This is a genomic window from Oerskovia gallyi (assembly GCF_014836745.1).
Taxonomy (GTDB): domain Bacteria; phylum Actinomycetota; class Actinomycetes; order Actinomycetales; family Cellulomonadaceae; genus Oerskovia; species Oerskovia paurometabola.
Genome location: NZ_JACSQE010000017.1, coordinates 36,621 through 52,080 on the forward strand (window position 1 = coordinate 36,621; position 15,460 = coordinate 52,080).

12 protein-coding genes are annotated in these 15,460 nt (G+C 73.8%); 9 read left to right on the forward strand and 3 right to left on the reverse strand.

Features of this window, described 5'->3' with window-relative positions:
- Window positions 1–57: 57 nt before the first annotated feature.
- Window positions 58–1,335, reverse strand: a complete 1,278-nt coding sequence (locus H9640_RS19795) for an alpha/beta hydrolase (RefSeq protein ID WP_191792134.1) — start codon at window positions 1,333–1,335, stop codon at window positions 58–60.
- 174 nt (window positions 1,336–1,509) lie between these two features.
- Between H9640_RS19795 and H9640_RS17945 the strand changes: the two genes are divergently transcribed.
- From H9640_RS17945 to recQ, 3 genes are read left to right on the forward strand one after another with little or no spacing between them, the layout of a single operon-like run.
- On the forward strand, window positions 1,510–2,757 hold the full coding sequence (locus H9640_RS17945) for an NAD(P)-binding domain-containing protein (protein ID WP_318243833.1): 1,248 nt from the start codon (window positions 1,510–1,512) through the stop codon (window positions 2,755–2,757).
- On the forward strand, window positions 2,754–4,169 hold the full coding sequence (locus H9640_RS17950) for an MFS transporter (RefSeq protein WP_204807431.1): 1,416 nt from the start codon (window positions 2,754–2,756) through the stop codon (window positions 4,167–4,169). The genes H9640_RS17945 and H9640_RS17950 overlap by 4 nt, the downstream gene beginning before the upstream one ends.
- A complete protein-coding gene (gene recQ, locus H9640_RS17955) occupies window positions 4,129–6,018 on the forward strand; it encodes a DNA helicase RecQ (protein WP_191792136.1) in 1,890 nt (629 codons plus the stop codon). Before H9640_RS17950 ends, recQ begins: the two co-directional genes overlap by 41 nt.
- A gap of 62 nt (window positions 6,019–6,080) precedes the next feature.
- On the opposite strand, the gene H9640_RS17960 is transcribed toward recQ, so the two are convergent.
- Window positions 6,081–6,536 (reverse strand): GNAT family N-acetyltransferase, encoded by a 456-nt coding sequence (locus H9640_RS17960; RefSeq protein ID WP_318243834.1) that lies wholly within the window; start codon window positions 6,534–6,536, stop codon window positions 6,081–6,083.
- 401 nt (window positions 6,537–6,937) lie between these two features.
- Between H9640_RS17960 and H9640_RS17965 the strand changes: the two genes are divergently transcribed.
- Complete coding sequence (locus H9640_RS17965) at window positions 6,938–7,792, forward strand: hypothetical protein (protein ID WP_191792137.1); 855 nt, start codon at window positions 6,938–6,940, stop codon at window positions 7,790–7,792.
- A 138-nt stretch (window positions 7,793–7,930) separates the two neighbouring features.
- Here H9640_RS17965 and acs read toward each other — a convergent pair whose 3' ends face one another.
- Complete coding sequence (gene acs / locus H9640_RS17970; RefSeq protein WP_191792138.1) at window positions 7,931–9,961, reverse strand: acetate--CoA ligase; 2,031 nt, start codon at window positions 9,959–9,961, stop codon at window positions 7,931–7,933.
- Window positions 9,962–10,306: 345 nt separating this feature from the next.
- On the opposite strand from acs, the gene H9640_RS17975 reads away from it, so the two are divergent.
- From H9640_RS17975 to H9640_RS17995, 5 genes are read left to right on the forward strand one after another with little or no spacing between them, the layout of a single operon-like run.
- Window positions 10,307–11,914 carry an ABC transporter substrate-binding protein gene (locus H9640_RS17975; RefSeq protein WP_318243835.1) on the forward strand — a complete coding sequence of 536 codons (1,608 nt, stop codon included), beginning with the start codon at window positions 10,307–10,309 and terminating at the stop codon, window positions 11,912–11,914.
- Window positions 11,911–12,999 carry an ABC transporter permease gene (locus tag H9640_RS17980; RefSeq protein WP_318243836.1) on the forward strand — a complete coding sequence of 363 codons (1,089 nt, stop codon included), beginning with the start codon at window positions 11,911–11,913 and terminating at the stop codon, window positions 12,997–12,999. Before H9640_RS17975 ends, H9640_RS17980 begins: the two co-directional genes overlap by 4 nt.
- Window positions 12,992–13,813 carry an ABC transporter permease gene (locus tag H9640_RS17985; protein WP_191792140.1) on the forward strand — a complete coding sequence of 274 codons (822 nt, stop codon included), beginning with the start codon at window positions 12,992–12,994 and terminating at the stop codon, window positions 13,811–13,813. Before H9640_RS17980 ends, H9640_RS17985 begins: the two co-directional genes overlap by 8 nt.
- Window positions 13,810–14,742, forward strand: a complete 933-nt coding sequence (locus H9640_RS17990; RefSeq protein WP_191792141.1) for an ATP-binding cassette domain-containing protein — start codon at window positions 13,810–13,812, stop codon at window positions 14,740–14,742. Before H9640_RS17985 ends, H9640_RS17990 begins: the two co-directional genes overlap by 4 nt.
- The gene (locus H9640_RS17995; protein WP_191792142.1) at window positions 14,742–15,404 is read left to right on the forward strand and encodes an ABC transporter ATP-binding protein; all 663 of its coding nucleotides are present in this window, start codon (window positions 14,742–14,744) and stop codon (window positions 15,402–15,404) included. The genes H9640_RS17990 and H9640_RS17995 overlap by 1 nt, the downstream gene beginning before the upstream one ends.
- Window positions 15,405–15,460 lie beyond the last annotated feature (56 nt).

Below are 15,460 nucleotides of genomic sequence, written 5' to 3' on the forward strand. Positions count from 1 at the left end.
TCCCATCACGTCGGGCACGCGGTCACCGAGTCGTCGGCGGGTCGTCGAGCGTCCGGTTCAGGGCTGCGCCAGGTGCTCGGAGAGGAACATCAACCCGTACGGCAGGCCCACGTGGACCATGGCCCACGTGTGCCCCTGGCCCTTCTCCTCGCGCAGCTCGACGGTCTGGCCGCGCTCGGTGAGCACCGCGGCGAGCCGGCGGTTGGCCTCGCGGTCCTTGCGGGGCGACTCGGTGCCGCCGTCGAGGAACACCGCGACGGGCTGGGGGAAGTCCATGGTGGGGAGGTAGTGGCTGGGGGAGTTGGCGTCGAACTCCTGCCGCGTCGCGAGCATCCTGCGGCCGCCGTCACCCGGGTCGCCGTACGGTTCGAGCGCCATGATCGCGCCGAACGTGTCGAGGTGTCGCAGTCCCAGGTTGAGCGCGCAGAAGCCGCCCGAGGACATCCCGCCGATCGCGCGGTGCGCGCGGTCGGGCACGGTCGGGAAGTTCTCGTCGACCCAGGGGATCACCACGTCCGTCACGTACGTCTCGACCTGGGCGCCGCCCGTGGTCGAGTCGAGGCACTCGGTGTCCCGCGCCGAGGGGCCCTTCCCGTTGACGTCGACCGCGACGAGGATCATGGGCTCGACCAGGCGGGCCTCCAGCAGCGTGTCCATGACGTTCGCGCTGTCGGCCGCGGCGAACCAGTCGCTCGGCTGACCCGGGCTGCCGTGGAAGAGGTAGACGACGGGGTAGCGCGTGGCCGCCGCAGGGTCGAAGCCGGGCGGCGTGTAGACCCAGGTCGTGCCGTCGGCCATGCGCAGGTCGGGGGCCGTGACGGGGGTCGAGGTCACCGACCCCGCCTTCGAGGAACCGTCGCGCTCCGACGGCTCGTCCCGGTGGCTGGGCGGCGGGTCGACGAGTCCCCACCCGGCCATCGTGGTGCGGAAGGCCGCGACGTTGGGCACGTAGCCCGCGTAGGCGTTGACCGCGGCCGTGACCGCCAGGATCACGAGGAGCCCCGACGCGACGGTCCCCACCCAGGTGCGCCACGCGCCGCGCCCGCGTGCGCTGCCGTCCGTGCCGCCGCCGTCCGCGCCGTCGCCGGGGTCCGCGCGGCGCGCCGCAGCGCGCCGCCGCCGGTCCCACGCGACGAGGACCGCGACCAGGACCGCCGCAGCCGCGAGCAGCCCGACCGTCCACCACGACGACACCCAGTCGCTGCGTCCCGCGAGCTCGCGCAGCACCGCGGGGGGCAGGGTCGTGCCGGTCTCGGGCTCGGGGAGCGGCACGGACGAGGACAGCAGCGAGGCGCCCGGCAGGGGCGCGCCGGGAAGGACGTCGAACGGGGTCACCCCTCCAGGGTGCCCGCTGCGCACAGGTCGCACCGGGCGGACACCCAGGCGGCCGTCAAGGTCCACCGGACGTTCACGGGCCGTCCCCGCGGTGCGCGCGCATGCCCGGCCCGCTGTGCGGCGCGTCACGGGCGGTCCCGGATGAGTCCCGGCGCGCGCGGGGTTGGAACGGGAGTGAGCACCTCGTCCGCCCAGGCACAGCCGTTCGACGTCGACGTCCTCGTGGTGGGTGCCGGACAGGCCGGCCTCTCGGCCGCGTTCCACCTGCGGCGGCGGGGCTTCGTCCCGCTCGGGCGTGACGGCCGTCCGTCGAGCGCACCCGACGACGGTGCGGCCTCGGGAGCCCTGCGCACCTTCGTGGTGCTCGACTCCTCGCCCGCCCCGGGGGGCGCGTGGCAGTTCCGCTGGCCGTCGCTCACGATGGCGCAGACGCACGCGGTGCACGACCTGCCCGGCCTGGCCCTCGACGCGGGCGACCCGCAGGAGAGCGCGAGCACCGCCGTCGGGCGGTACTTCGGCGCGTACGAGCAGGTCAACGACCTGCGGGTGCTGCGGCCCGTCGCGGTGCGCGAGGTGCACGACGACGCCTCGGGGGCGCTGCTCGTCGAGGCGACCACGCCCGACGGGCCCGTGGCCTGGCGCGCCCGGACGCTCGTCAACGCGACCGGGACGTGGACCAAGCCGTTCTGGCCCTGGTACCCGGGCCGTGAGACGTTCGCGGGCACGCAGCTCCACACGCACGACTTCGGTGCCGCCGAGGACTTCGCGGGCAAGCGCGTGGTCGTCGTGGGCGGCGGCGCGTCCGCGACCCAGTTCCTGCTCCAGATCGCTCCCCACGCGGCCTCGACCACGTGGGTCACGCGCCGCGAGCCCGTGTGGGTCGGTGGCCCGTTCGACGAGAACCGGGGGCGCGACGCCGTGGCCCTCGTCGACGAGCGGACGCGCGCGGGTCTCGCGCCGGAGAGCGTCGTGTCGGTCACGGGCCTGCCGCTCACGCCCGCGTACGAGGCGGGCATCGCGTCGGGCGTCCTGCGGCGCCTGCCGATGTTCTCCCGCGTCGTGCCCGACGGCGTGGCGTGGGACCCCGGCGTCCGTCCCGACGGCGTGACGCACCAGGGCGCGGACGTGATCCTGTGGGCCACGGGCTTCCGGGCCGCGCTCGACCACCTCGGGCCGCTGGGGCTGCGCGGCCCCGGGGGCGGGATCGTGATGGACGGGCCGACCGTGGTCGCCGACCGCCGCGTCCAGCTCGTCGGGTACGGGCCGAGCGCGTCGACCATCGGGGCGAACCGGGCCGGGCGGGAGGCCGTGCGGGCCGTGCTGCGGGTCCTCGACACGGAGATGTCAGGACCAGCGGGGGATCCAGGTCACGCTCGCCCTGACAGCTCGGTGGTGGCGCCCGCCACTAGGCTGCCGAGGTGACCCCCGAACCCCTGCCCGAGCCTGCCGACCCGACCGTCGACCAGCCCGTCGACCGCGTCCAGCGGCGGACCGTCTCCGTCCTCGCCGCAAGCCAGGTCTTCGGTGGGATCGGGGTCGCGACCGGTATCTCGGTGAGCTCGCTCATCGCGTCCGAGCTCTCGGGCTCCGACGCCGTCGCGGGCCTCGCCCAGACCACGGCCGTCGTCGGCGCTGCGATCGTCGCCCTGCCGCTCTCACGCCTCGCCGAACGCCACGGCCGACGCCGGTCGCTCACCACCGGGTACGTCGTCGCGTTCCTGGGGGCGCTCCTTGCGGCGACCGCGACCCTTCTCCAGACCTGGCCCCTCCTGCTCGCCGGGATGCTCCTGTTCGGGGCAGGGTCCGCGACCGGCCTCGCGTCCCGCTTCACCGCGACCGACCTCGCCCGCCCCGAACGCCGCGCCACCGACCTCTCGGTCGTGATCTGGGCGACGACCATCGGGTCGGTCCTCGGACCGAACCTCGCCGGAGCGACCGAGAAGCTCGGCCTCCTGCCCGGCCCGGCCGGGGAGCACGGTGCGCACGGCACGTCCGCCGCACCGCTGCTCGTCGCCTCCCTCGCGTTCGCCGCGGCCGCAGCCTCCGTGTGGCTGCTCCTGCGCCCCGACCCGCTCCACGTGGCCGCGGCCCGTGCGGTGGCGGGCACGAGCCGGACCGCCGCCCGCGCACCCGCCGACGCGGCGCCGTCGGGCCTCGTGGACGTGCCGAGCCCCACCGGCACCCCGGCGCCGCCGCGCCCGGGCTTCCGCGCCGGGCTCGCCGCCGGGTGGGCCGTGATCCGCGCGTCCGCCGCCGCGCAGCTCGCGCTCGCGGCGATCGTCGTGAGCCACCTCGTGATGGTCGGGCTCATGTCCATGACGCCCGTGCACATGGGGCACGGCGGAGCGAGCCTGCAGATCATCGGGATCGTCATCAGCGCGCACATCGCGGGCATGTACGTGCTCAGCCCCGTGATCGGGTGGGCCGCGGACAAGGTCGGCCACTCCCGCGTGCTCGTGGTGGGCGGCGCGATCCTGCTCGCCTCGGCCGTGATCGTCGCCGGGGCGCCGAGCGACGACTCGGCGCGGCTGACCGTCGGGCTCGTGCTGCTCGGCGTGGGCTGGTCGTGCGGGCTCGTGGCCGGGTCGGCGCTGCTCATCGACGCGACGCCCGCGACCGACCGGACCCAGGTCCAGGGACTGTCCGACTTCGCGATGAACCTCGGCGGAGCAGTCGGCGGGGTGCTCGCCGGGATCGTCATCGCGGTCTCGTCCTACGCCGCGCTGTCCTGGGGCGCCGCAGCGCTGCTCGTCGCCTACCTCGTGCTGGTCGCGGGCAGCCTCCTGAGGAAGGATGGGCCGCGATCCCCCGGACACCGGCCGACCCGAGCGTGAAGGAAGCACCCACCCCGTGACAGCATCCGCCCTGCCCGAGACGCGCACCGCGCTCGACGTCCTGACGACCGTCTTCGGGTACGACCGCTTCCGGGGCGACCAGGCGGAGATCATCGACACCGTCCTGCGCGGGCAGGACGCGCTCGTCCTCATGCCCACAGGTGGGGGCAAGTCGCTGTGCTACCAGATCCCCGCGCTCCTGCGGCCAGGTACAGGCGTGGTCGTCTCGCCCCTCATCGCACTCATGCAGGACCAGGTGGACGCGCTGTCCGCCCTCGGGGCACGCGCCGGGTTCCTCAACTCGACCCAGTCGCTGCCCGAGCGCCGCGCGGTCGAGGAGGCCTTCCTCGCCGGAGAGCTCGACCTGCTGTACCTGGCCCCCGAACGCCTCGGGGTGCCCGAGACCGTGCGTCTCCTGCAGGCGGGGAAGGTGTCCCTGTTCGCGATCGACGAGGCCCACTGCGTCTCGGCCTGGGGCCACGACTTCCGACCCGACTACCTGCGGCTGACGGTGCTCGCCGAGACGTGGCCCGACGTCCCGAGGATCGCGCTCACCGCGACCGCGACCCGGCAGACGGCCGACGAGATCGTCCGACGGCTCGAGCTGCACGACGCGCGCACCTTCGTCTCGAGCTTCGACCGCCCCAACATCACGTACCGCATCGCGCCCAAGGACTCCCCGCGCACCCAGCTCGTCGACCTGATCCGGGCCGAGCACGCCGGGGACGCGGGCATCGTCTACTGCCTCTCGCGCGCCTCGGTCGAGACCACCGCCGAGCACCTGAACGCGCACGGGATCCCGGCGCTGCCCTACCACGCGGGCATGCCCGCCACCCTGCGCGCAGCCAACCAGTCGAGGTTCCTGCGCGAGGACGGCATCGTCATGGTCGCGACCATCGCGTTCGGCATGGGCATCGACAAGCCCGACGTGCGGTTCGTCGCGCACCTCGACCTGCCCAAGTCGGTCGAGGGCTACTACCAGGAGACGGGCCGCGCCGGACGAGACGGCCTGCCCTCGACCGCGTGGCTCGCGTACGGGCTCCAGGACGTCGTCCAGCAGCGGCGCATGATCGACACGTCCGAGGGCGACGCGGCGCACAAGCGTCGGATGGGCGCGAACCTCGACGCGATGCTCGCCCTGTGCGAGACCGTCACGTGCCGCAGGGTCCAGCTCCTCGCGTACTTCGGCCAGGACGGGCCCGCGTGCGGGAACTGCGACACGTGCCTCGCGCCACCCGAGTCGTGGGACGGGACCGTCGCCGCTCAGAAGGTCCTGTCGACCGTCCTGCGCCTGGAACGTCAGGGGCAGCGCTACGGCGCCGGGCACGTCGTCGACATCCTCACCGGGAAGTCGACGCCGCGGGTCACCTCGCTCGGGCACGACCAGCTGCCCGTCTTCGGGGTCGGCGCGGACCTCAGCGCCACCGAGTGGCGCACGGTCGTTCGGCAGATCCTCGCGCAGGGCCTGCTCGGCGTCGACAGCGAGGGCTACGGGACCCTGAGCCTGACCGAGGCCGCGGACCCGGTGCTCGGAGGCGCGCAGGAGGTCCGGCTGCGCCGGGACGTGCGGACCAAGGCCTCGCGCACCCGCAAGCCCGCGGCCGCTGCCGCCGACGCGGAGCTGACCCCCGACGCCGCGGCGCGCATGGAGAGGCTGCGCGCCTGGCGGAGCGCGACCGCGAAGGAGAGCGGGGTACCGGCCTACGTCGTCTTCCACGACGCGACCCTGCGGGCGCTCGCGCAGCGCCACCCCGCCTCGATCGACGACCTGTCCGACGTCAGCGGGATCGGCGCCGCCAAGCGCGAGCGGTACGGCGCCGCGATCCTGGAGGTCCTCGCGGAGGGGTAGCGCGCGTCCGGTGTGCGGCGTCCGGTGCCCGGGCCGGGCGCCGGAAGGCCGGGCGTGTGCCGTCAGCGTCCGCCGAGCAGCTTGTAGAAGATCGTCGTCGACACGAGCGCGCCACCCGCGACCTTCGCGAACCCGGGGACGGCGCCGACCTCTGTCCAGCCCCAGCGCCGGTACAGGGACTCGGCCAGGCTGCCTGTCTCGGTGTCGAGCGTCAGCAGCGTGAGCCCCTCGGCGCGTGCGAAGCGTTCGATCGTCGCCATGAGCCCCGGTGCGAACCTGTGACCGCGCGCCTGACGGTGGACCAGGAGCTTGACGACCTCGGCGCGGTGCGTGCCGTTGGCCTTCGAGGTCAGGGCGAGCGAGGCGGTCGCGACGATCCTCCCCGACTCGTCACGACCGACCCACGTGCGGTGGTCAGGGTCTGCGAGGAACGCGGACCACCAGGCCGTCGCAGCCTCCTTGGTCGGTGCCTCGACCCAGCCGACGCTCGCGCCGCCCTGGACGCAGTCGATCAGCACGTCGGCGAGGTGCGACAGGTCGGCCGTCCTGGCGGCGAGGCTGTCGAGCAGCGAGAGCCCGGCAGGGGCGCTCGGACCGGGGCGGCCCGGCGTAGGTCGGCCGTCCTGGCCGGGCCTGCCGGATCCCCCGGACGGCCCGACCGGACCGTGGCCCCGCCGTGGCGGGACGGGGAGGTGAGCGCGCCGCCACCGGGCGCGGGGAAGGTGAGGGGTTCGATGCGCATGGCCGTCACCGTAGCCACGGTGCGTTTCGACCCCGTGAACGGCAGGGGAGGCTCGTGTGACAGAACCCGCACCCGGACGGGTCAGAGCGAGCGCGGCCCCTGGACCTCGCTGGTCGCGGCGACCCGGCCGGGGCGCGTCGCCGCGCGCCGCCCGCTCCCACCGGGGAGACTGGTCCCGTGCTCCTCAGCCTGCTCGCCGCCGTCGCCGCCGCGATCGGCTACGGCGTCAGTACCGTCATGCAGGCCGTCGCGGCCCGCCGCGCGCAGGGGCTCGCCGTGGTGCGGCAGCCGCTCGTGATCCTCGCGTTCACGGTCGACCTCGTCGCGTGGCTGTTCTCGCTCGTCGCGCTCGACCACCTGCCGCTGTTCGTGGTCCAGGCCGTGCTCGCGAGCTCGCTCGTCGTCACGGTGCTGCTCGCCAGGATGTTCTTGTCCGTGCCCATGCGGCGGATCGACGTCGTCGCCATGACGGCCATCGTGGCAGCGCTCGTGGTGCTGGGGATCGCGGGCGGTGAGCAGCCCGCACCTGTCCCGCCGGACTGGTTCACGCCCGTGCTCATCGGGGTGGCCGTGGGGCTCGCGGTCCTCGCGCTGGTGTTCTACAAGGCCGGGACCCCTGTGCTGCTCGCGCTGATCGGGGCGCTCGGGTACTCGGGGGCGGCCGTCGCAGCCCGAGGCGCGCACGCCTCGGGGGACATCTGGGACACGATCTTCCAGCCGCTCGCGATCGCCATCGTCGTGTTCGGGGTCGTGGGTGCGCTCGCCTACCTGCGCTCGCTCGAGCACGGCAAGGTCGGGACGAACGCCGCGATCCTGTCGGTCGTCGAGGTCGTCGTCCCGGGGGCCGTGGGCATCGCCGTCCTGGGTGACACGATCCGCTCGGGCTGGGACCCGGCGGTCGCCGTCGCGGCGCTCGTCGCGCTCGCGGGCTGCGTGGTCCTCGCGACGAGCCCTGCGAACGAGGCGGCCGAGGCGGGGGAGGCGAGCGACGGCGTCGGGCCGTCGAAGGACGCCGCTCCCGAGCCGGCGTAGGGCGCCCGGCAGGGCCGGGGAAGGCCACGAGGCCCGACGGCGGAGCGCGCGCCACGTGCGGCGTCCGCACCCGAGGCCTGTCGGGCCTCGGGTGCCGGTCGCCCGGCGCACCGACCAGCTCGGCGCGCCGGGCCCGCCTCAGTCCTCCGAGCCCGCCGGCTTCGCCAGCCCCGACGCGATGAGCGTCATGACGGACGAGTCCGCGAGGGTCGTCGCGTCCCCGACGGTGCGGTTCTCGGCCACGTCGCGCAGCAGGCGGCGCATGATCTTGCCCGAGCGCGTCTTGGGCAGCTCGGGGACCACGAGGATCTTGCGGGGCTTCGCGATGGGCCCGATCTCCTTGGCCACGTGGTTGCGCAGCTCGAGCTCGACGGCCGCGGCCCCCTCCGGGTCGGCCGCGCGGGCCGCGTGCTCGCCGCGCAGGATGACGAACGCGACCACGGCCTGGCCGGTCAGCTCGTCCGTGGCGCCCACGACCGCGGCCTCGGCCACGAGCGGGTTCGACACCAGCGCGGACTCGATCTCCGTGGTCGACAGGCGGTGGCCCGAGACGTTCATGACGTCGTCGACGCGCCCGAGCAGCCAGATGTCGCCGTCCTCGTCCTTCTTGGCGCCGTCACCCGCGAAGTAGATGCCCGGGAAGCGGGACCAGTAGGTGTCCTTGAAGCGCTCGAGGTCGCCCCAGATGCCGCGCAGCATGGACGGCCACGGCTCCGACAGGACGAGGTAGCCGCCGCCACCGTTCGGCACCGGCTGCGCGTTGTCGTCGACCACGTCCGCGACGATGCCCGGCAGCGGCACCTGGGCCGAGCCCGGCTTGGTCGCGGTCACGCCCGGCAGGGGCGAGATCATGATCGCGCCCGTCTCGGTCTGCCACCACGTGTCGACGATGGGTGCCTTGTCGCCGCCGATGACGCGGCGGTACCACATCCACGCCTCCGGGTTGATGGACTCACCGACCGAGCCCAGGACACGCAGGCTCGTGAGGTCGAACTTGTTCGGGATCTCCTCGCCCCACTTCATGCACGCGCGGATCGCGGTGGGCGCCGTGTAGAAGATCGAGACCTTGTACTTCTCGATGATCTCCCACCAGCGGCCCTGGTGCGGGGAGTCGGGCGTGCCCTCGTAGATGACCTGCGTCGCGCCGTTGAGCAGCGGACCGTACGTCACGTAGGAGTGGCCCGTGACCCAGCCGATGTCCGCGGTGCACCAGTAGACGTCGGTCTCGGCCTTGAGGTCGAACACGTTCTTGTGCGTGTACGACGCCTGCGTCAGGTAGCCGCCCGTCGTGTGCAGGATGCCCTTGGGCTTCCCGGTGGTGCCCGACGTGTAGAGGATGAACAGCGGGTGCTCGGCCTCGACCCACACGGGCGTGTGCTGGACGTCGGCCGCCTCGAGGGCGTCGTGCCACCAGACGTCGCGCCCCTGCGTCCACTCCACGTCCTGCCCGGTGCGTCGCACCACGAGGACGTGCTCGACCGTCGTGGCCTCGGCACCCTCCTTGGGAGCGAGGGCCTCGTCGACCGCGGGCTTGAGCGCCGACGCGGACCCACGGCGGTAGCCGCCGTCCGCGGTGATGACGACCTTGGCCTCGGCGTCCGCGATGCGGCTGCGCAGCGCGTCGGCCGAGAACCCGCCGAACACCACGGAGTGCGGGGCACCGATGCGGGCGCAGGCCAGCATCGCGACGACGGCCTCGACGATCATGGGCAGGTAGATGACGACGCGGTCGCCCGTGGTCACGCCGAGCGCGTTCAGTGCGTTGGCCGCGCGCGAGACCTCGCGCTGCAGGTCCGCGTAGGTGACGGTGCGCGTGTCGCCCGGCTCGCCCTCGAAGTGGATCGCGACGCGGTCGCCGTTGCCCGCCTCGACGTGACGGTCCACCGCGTTGTACGCCGCGTTGAGCGTGCCGTCGGCGAACCAGCGCGCGACGGGCGCGTTCGACCAGTCGAGCGTCTCGGTGAACGGCGTCCGCCACGACACGAGTTCGGTGGCCTGACGCGCCCAGAACGCGAGACGGTCGGCCTTGGCCTCCTCGTACAGGGCCGGCTGGGCGTTGGCCTGAGCGGCGAACTCAGGGCTGGGCGGGAAGCTGCGCTCCTCGTGGAGAAGGTTCTCCAGACCCGGCGACTCGGGCTGCCCGTCGACCTGGTTCTCCGTGGTGGTCACATTCTCAGGCACTCTTACCTCCGGTGCGCATCGACTCTGGTGCGGGGCTCGTGACGTGAGATCCCCTCCGCCCGCGAGGTGGTGGGAGGGGTGCGAGACACGTCGAGCGACGGGGCCTGTCCTGCCCCGACTGGGCGAGTCTAGACCCCAACGGGTGACCGGCGTCACTGCTTCCCGAAAATGGCGAGGGTGCTGACAAAACGGTGCGCGCCGTCGTCGGGCCGGTTCCTCATGCGACACGGTCGCAACGGTGCCACGATGGCGGGAACCCGAACTACTGACCAGGTGCGCAGCGCTGCGCACTGCGAAGGGAACGTCGTGGCGCTGTCTCGAGCAGTACGTCCTGTGCTTCCGGTGGTCGCCCTGGGCGGCGTCCTGGTCCTCGCCGCGTGCACCGCGCCGGGAGGGAGCGCCGACGGCACGAGCCCGGGCGGGAGCACCGAGGGCATCGTGCTCGCCGACGGGTACGAGCTCGGGGGGTACAACCCCGTCGCGGGCTTCGGGGCCGCGGGCGAGGCCAAGATGTACGACGGCCTGGTCCGCCTCACCGGGGGCGAGGGCATGCCAGGGTTCGAGCCCGCGCTCGCCGCCGAGCTGCCCACGGCCAACGAGGACGCGACCGTGTGGACCGTGAAGATCCGCCCGGGCGTCACGTTCTCCGACGGCAGCACGTTCGGCCCCGAGGACGTCGTCGCGACGTACGAGGCCATCCTGGACCCCGCGTCCGCGTCCGAGGCGCGCTCGTCGTTCGACATGATCGAGGAGGTCGTCCAGGTGGGCGACGACACGGTCGAGCTCCACCTCGCCTACTCGTACGCGCCGCTCCTGACGAAGATGCTCATCGGCATCGTGCCGTCGGAGGCCGTCGCGACCCCCGGCCTCGCGGCCGACTCCGCGCTCAACACCGCGCCGGTCGGGACCGGGCCGTACACGCTCGTCGACCTGTCCCCGGACCGCGCGGTCCTCGAGGCCAACGAGGACTACTGGGACGGTGCGCCCGAGGTCAAGAGGCTCACGCTGCTCTACGTCCCCGACGACAACACGCGCGCGCAGCGCATGGCCTCGGGCGAGATCGACGGCACCAACCTGCCGCCGCTGCTCGCGAACACGTTCGAGGGCAAGGACGGCACGACGGTCACCGCGCACACCTCGGCCGACTGGCGCGGCCTGTCCCTGCCCACCGACAACCCCGTCTCGGGCGACCCCGCGGTCCGCATGGCCCTCAACCTGGCCGCGAACCGGCAGTCGATGATCGACGACGTCCTGGGCGGCCACGGGCGCGTGGCCGCCACCCCCATCCCCGAGGTGTACGGCGACGCGTACGAGCCCGGCGCGGTCTTCGCGTACGACCCGGCGCGGGCCGAGCAGATCCTCACCGAGGCCGGCTGGGTCGTGGGCCCGGACGGGATCCGCGTCAAGGACGGGCAGCGCGCGCAGATCGCGCTCATGTACAACTCGGTCGACACGGTGCGCCGCGACCTGGCGCAGGCCTTCGCGTCCGACGCGCTCGCGGTCGGCGTCGAGGTGAACCTCGAGGCGCTGTCCTGGGACCGGATCGACCCGCGCATCAACACCGACTCGACGCTCCTGGGCGGCGGTGACGAGCCCTTCGACCCCGACACGCAGGCGTACGGCGCCCTGAGCTCGGTGTTCGTCCAGCCCGACGTCGGCAGCATCTACGACAATCCCAGCGACTACCAGGACGCGACGGTCGACGCCGCACTGGAGGTGGGGCGCCGCAGCCTCGACCAGGCCGAGCGCGACGCGGCCTACCGCCAGGTCCAGGACGCGTACATCGACGACCCGGGCTACGTGTACCTCGTGTTCCTCGACCACACGTACGTCTCGAAGGACGCGGGGTGGACGATGTCCGGCCCGGTCCTCGAACCGCACGCGCACGGCGTGACGTGGGGACCGTGGTGGTCGCTGCAGTCCTGGACGAGAGACCGGTGACCACGGTCCAGGCAGGGCGCGGGGAGCGCCCGGCCGAGCCGGCCGAGCCCGACGGCGCCTCCCGCCCCGGGGAGGACGCCGCACCCTCGGTCCGGGACCTGCGCCGCGGGCGCCACCGCGACGTCTGGGCCATGGTGGGGCGCCGCCTGCTGTTCATCCTGCCCGTCACGGCGGCCGTCTCCGCGGGCCTGTTCGCGGCGGCGAAGTACTCGCCGTTCGACCCGCTCGTCGGCTACCTCGGCACCCGGTACATGACCACGACCGAGGCCGACAAGGCGATCATCTCGGAGCAGCTCGGGTTCGACCGACCCTGGTACTCGACGTACTGGGGGTGGTTGCAGGACCTGTTCGGCGGGGACCTGGGCCTGTCGCGGTCGTTCAACCAGCCGGTCGCGCAGGTCGTCGCGGAACGCCTGCCGTGGACGCTGCTGCTCGCGGGTACCGCGCTCGCGCTCGCGGTCGTGGTCGCGCTCCTGCTGGGGATCACGGCGGGCGTGCGCAGCGGCGGGGTCGTGGACCGGGCGGTCACGGCGCTGTGCGTCGTGGTGCAGGGGTTGCCGCCGTTCGTCCTGTCGCTCGCCGCGATCGCGGTCTTGGCGCTCACGCTGGGGTGGTTGCCCGCGGCGGGGCTCACGGACGCGGGTGCCGACCCCACCGCCGGTGGCGTCCTGCGGCATCTGGTCCTGCCGGTCGTGGTCCTCGCGGTCGCGCAGGTGCCGTGGCTGCTTCTCGCGGTGCGCGAGTCCGTCGTGACGTCGAAGGGCGAGGACTTCGTCGCGGGGGCCGTCTCGCGCGGCATCCCGACGCGTGCGGTCACGCGCCGCCACATCGTGCCGACCTCGCTCGCGCCGTTCGTCAACATCGTGGGGGTGCGGCTGCCCGAGCTCGTGGTGGGTGCGGTCCTCGTCGAGGAGGTCTTCAGCTGGCCAGGGGTGGCGGGCGCGATCGTGACGTCGGCCCGGGACCTCGACATGGCGCTCCTGGCGTTCCTGACGATCGGGACCACGGTCGTGGTCATGCTCGGGTCCCTCCTCGCGGACGTGGTCGTCGCGCTGATGGACCCCCGGGTGAGCACCGATGGCTAGGCGCCACCTGGTGGTCGCGGGCGCGGTCCTGGCGGTCGTGGTGCTCTACGCCGTCCTGGTCCCGTGGCTCGCGGGCGTCGACGACCGGGTCACGGACTTCGCGCAGGCCCGCCAGGCGCCGTCGTCCGAGCACCTGTTCGGTACCGACTCGGCGGGCCGCGACCTGTTCGTGCGCATCGCGTCGGGCATCCGGACCTCGCTCCTGGTGGCGCTGCTGTGCGCGCTGCTCGCGACCGTGATCGGGGTCGTGGTCGGCACGGCCGCCGGGTTCTGGGGCGGGTGGCCGGACCGGATCATCATGCGGAGCACCGACGCGGTCAACGCCCTGCCGCACCTGCTGCTCGGCATCGTGATCGTGGCGATGTTCCGCGGGAGTCTCCTGGCCATCGTCCTGTCGATCGCGCTGACCCACTGGACGCAGGTCGCGCGCATCGTCCGCTCGGAGATCCTCAGCCTGCGCCAGCGCCCGTTCGTCGACGCCGCGGTCCTCGCGGGAGCGAACCGCCGACAGGTCGCGGTGCGCCACCTCGTGCCGGCCACGGCCCCGCAGGCGCTGATCGCGGTCGTGCTGCTGCTGCCGCACGCGGTGTGGCACGAGTCCACCCTGTCCTTCCTGGGCTTCGGCCTCCCGCCGCACGAGCCGAGCCTCGGCACGCTCCTCGAGGAGGCGCGCAGCTCCCTGCTCCTGGGCGGGTGGTGGACGCTCGTCTTCCCGGCGGCGGTGCTCGTGGTCGTGACGCTCGCGGTCGCGTTCGCGGGCCAGGCGCTGCGCAAGGTCGTCACCCCGCCCCAGCCCTCGGAGCTGAGACTATGAGCACTTCGAGCACTTCGAGCCTGCGCGTCGAGCACCTCACCGTCCGCCTGCCGCTGCCGTCCGGGTCGGTGGTCCATGCCGCGAGCGACGTGAGCCTCGACGTCCCGCGCGGCACCGTCACGGCGCTCGTGGGGGAGTCGGGCTGCGGCAAGTCGATCCTGGCCTCGGCGGTCATGGACCAGCTCCCGGTGGGGGCCCGCCGGACCGGCGAGATCAGGGTCACCACCCCGCACGGGGTCATCGACGTGTTCGCGGGCGAACCCTTCCGGGGGAGGCACGCGGCCCTCGTCCCGCAGTCGGCGGCCACGCACCTGACCCCTGTGCGCACCGCGCGCTCGCAGCTCGACGAGACGATCGCGGCACTCGGCTCGGCGCGCACGAGCGACGAGCTGGCCGTGCGCGTGGGCCTCGACCCCTCGGCCCTGGACTGCTACCCGCACGAGCTCTCGGGCGGCATGGCGCAGCGCGTCGCCGTGGCCGGGGCGCTCGCGGGGGACCCGTCGGTGATCGTCGCGGACGAGCCCACCGCGAGCCTCGACCGCGCGCTGACCGACAGGGTCCTGGGGCTGCTGCGCGAGTGCGCCGACGACGGCGCCGCGGTCCTGCTCATCACGCACGACCTCGCGTCCCTGGTCCGCACGGGCGTCGCCGACCGGCTCGCGGTCATGTACGCCTCGCGCCTCATGGAGACGGGACCGGCGGCCGAGGTGTTCGACGACCCGTGGCACGACTACACGCGCGACCTCCTGGACGCCCTGCCCTCGCGCGGGCTGCACCCGCTGCCAGGGTCGCCGCCGCAGCTCACCGACCTGCCCGACGACTGCGTCTATCACCTGCGTCGCCCCGGGACACGGCAGTCGGGCGGCCCGACGACCCTCGTCCGGGTCGGCGACCGCTCGTACCGCACGCTGCGCGACGAGGTGGCCTGATGAGCCTCGAGGCGCGCGGCGTCGTGGCCGGCTACCGGCGCAAGCCCCCGGTCCTCGTGGACGTGTCGATCAGCGTCCCGGCGGGCACGATCGTGGGCCTGGCGGGCCCCTCGGGCACGGGCAAGACGACGCTCGCGCGGGTCCTGGCGCTGCTCGACGCCCCGCGCGCGGGGACCGTGAGCATCGACGACCGGGTCGCGACGGGCACGCGGTTCGCGGTCCAGCGGGAGCTGCGGGGGTCCGTGGCGATGCTGTTCCAGTCGCCCCGCGCGTCGACCGACCCGCGGCTGACGTTGCGCTCGATCATCGCCCAGCCCGCCGAGGTGCTCCGGCGACCGATCGACGTCGAGGGCGTCGCGGCGCGCGTGGGGCTGACGCCGGACCTCCTCGTGCGCAGACCCCACCAGGTCTCCGACGGCCAGCTCCAGCGAGCGTGCCTCGCCCGGGCGCTCGCGCAGCAGCCCCGCTACCTGATCTGCGACGAGGCGACCGCGATGCTCGACGCCGCGACGACCGCGACGCTCGTGCGCCTCGTCGAGGCCGAGGCCGCCGGCCAGGGCGTGGGGGTGCTCCTCATCAGCCACGACGAGGAGCTGCTCGCCGCGTGCTGCTCGCGGGTCGACGCGCTCGCGGACCTGCGACGGGCGCCGGCGCCGCGCTGAACCCCGGCTCTCCGCCCGGCCGGCCCCAGGGAAGACGCACGCTGCCCGACGGCGGT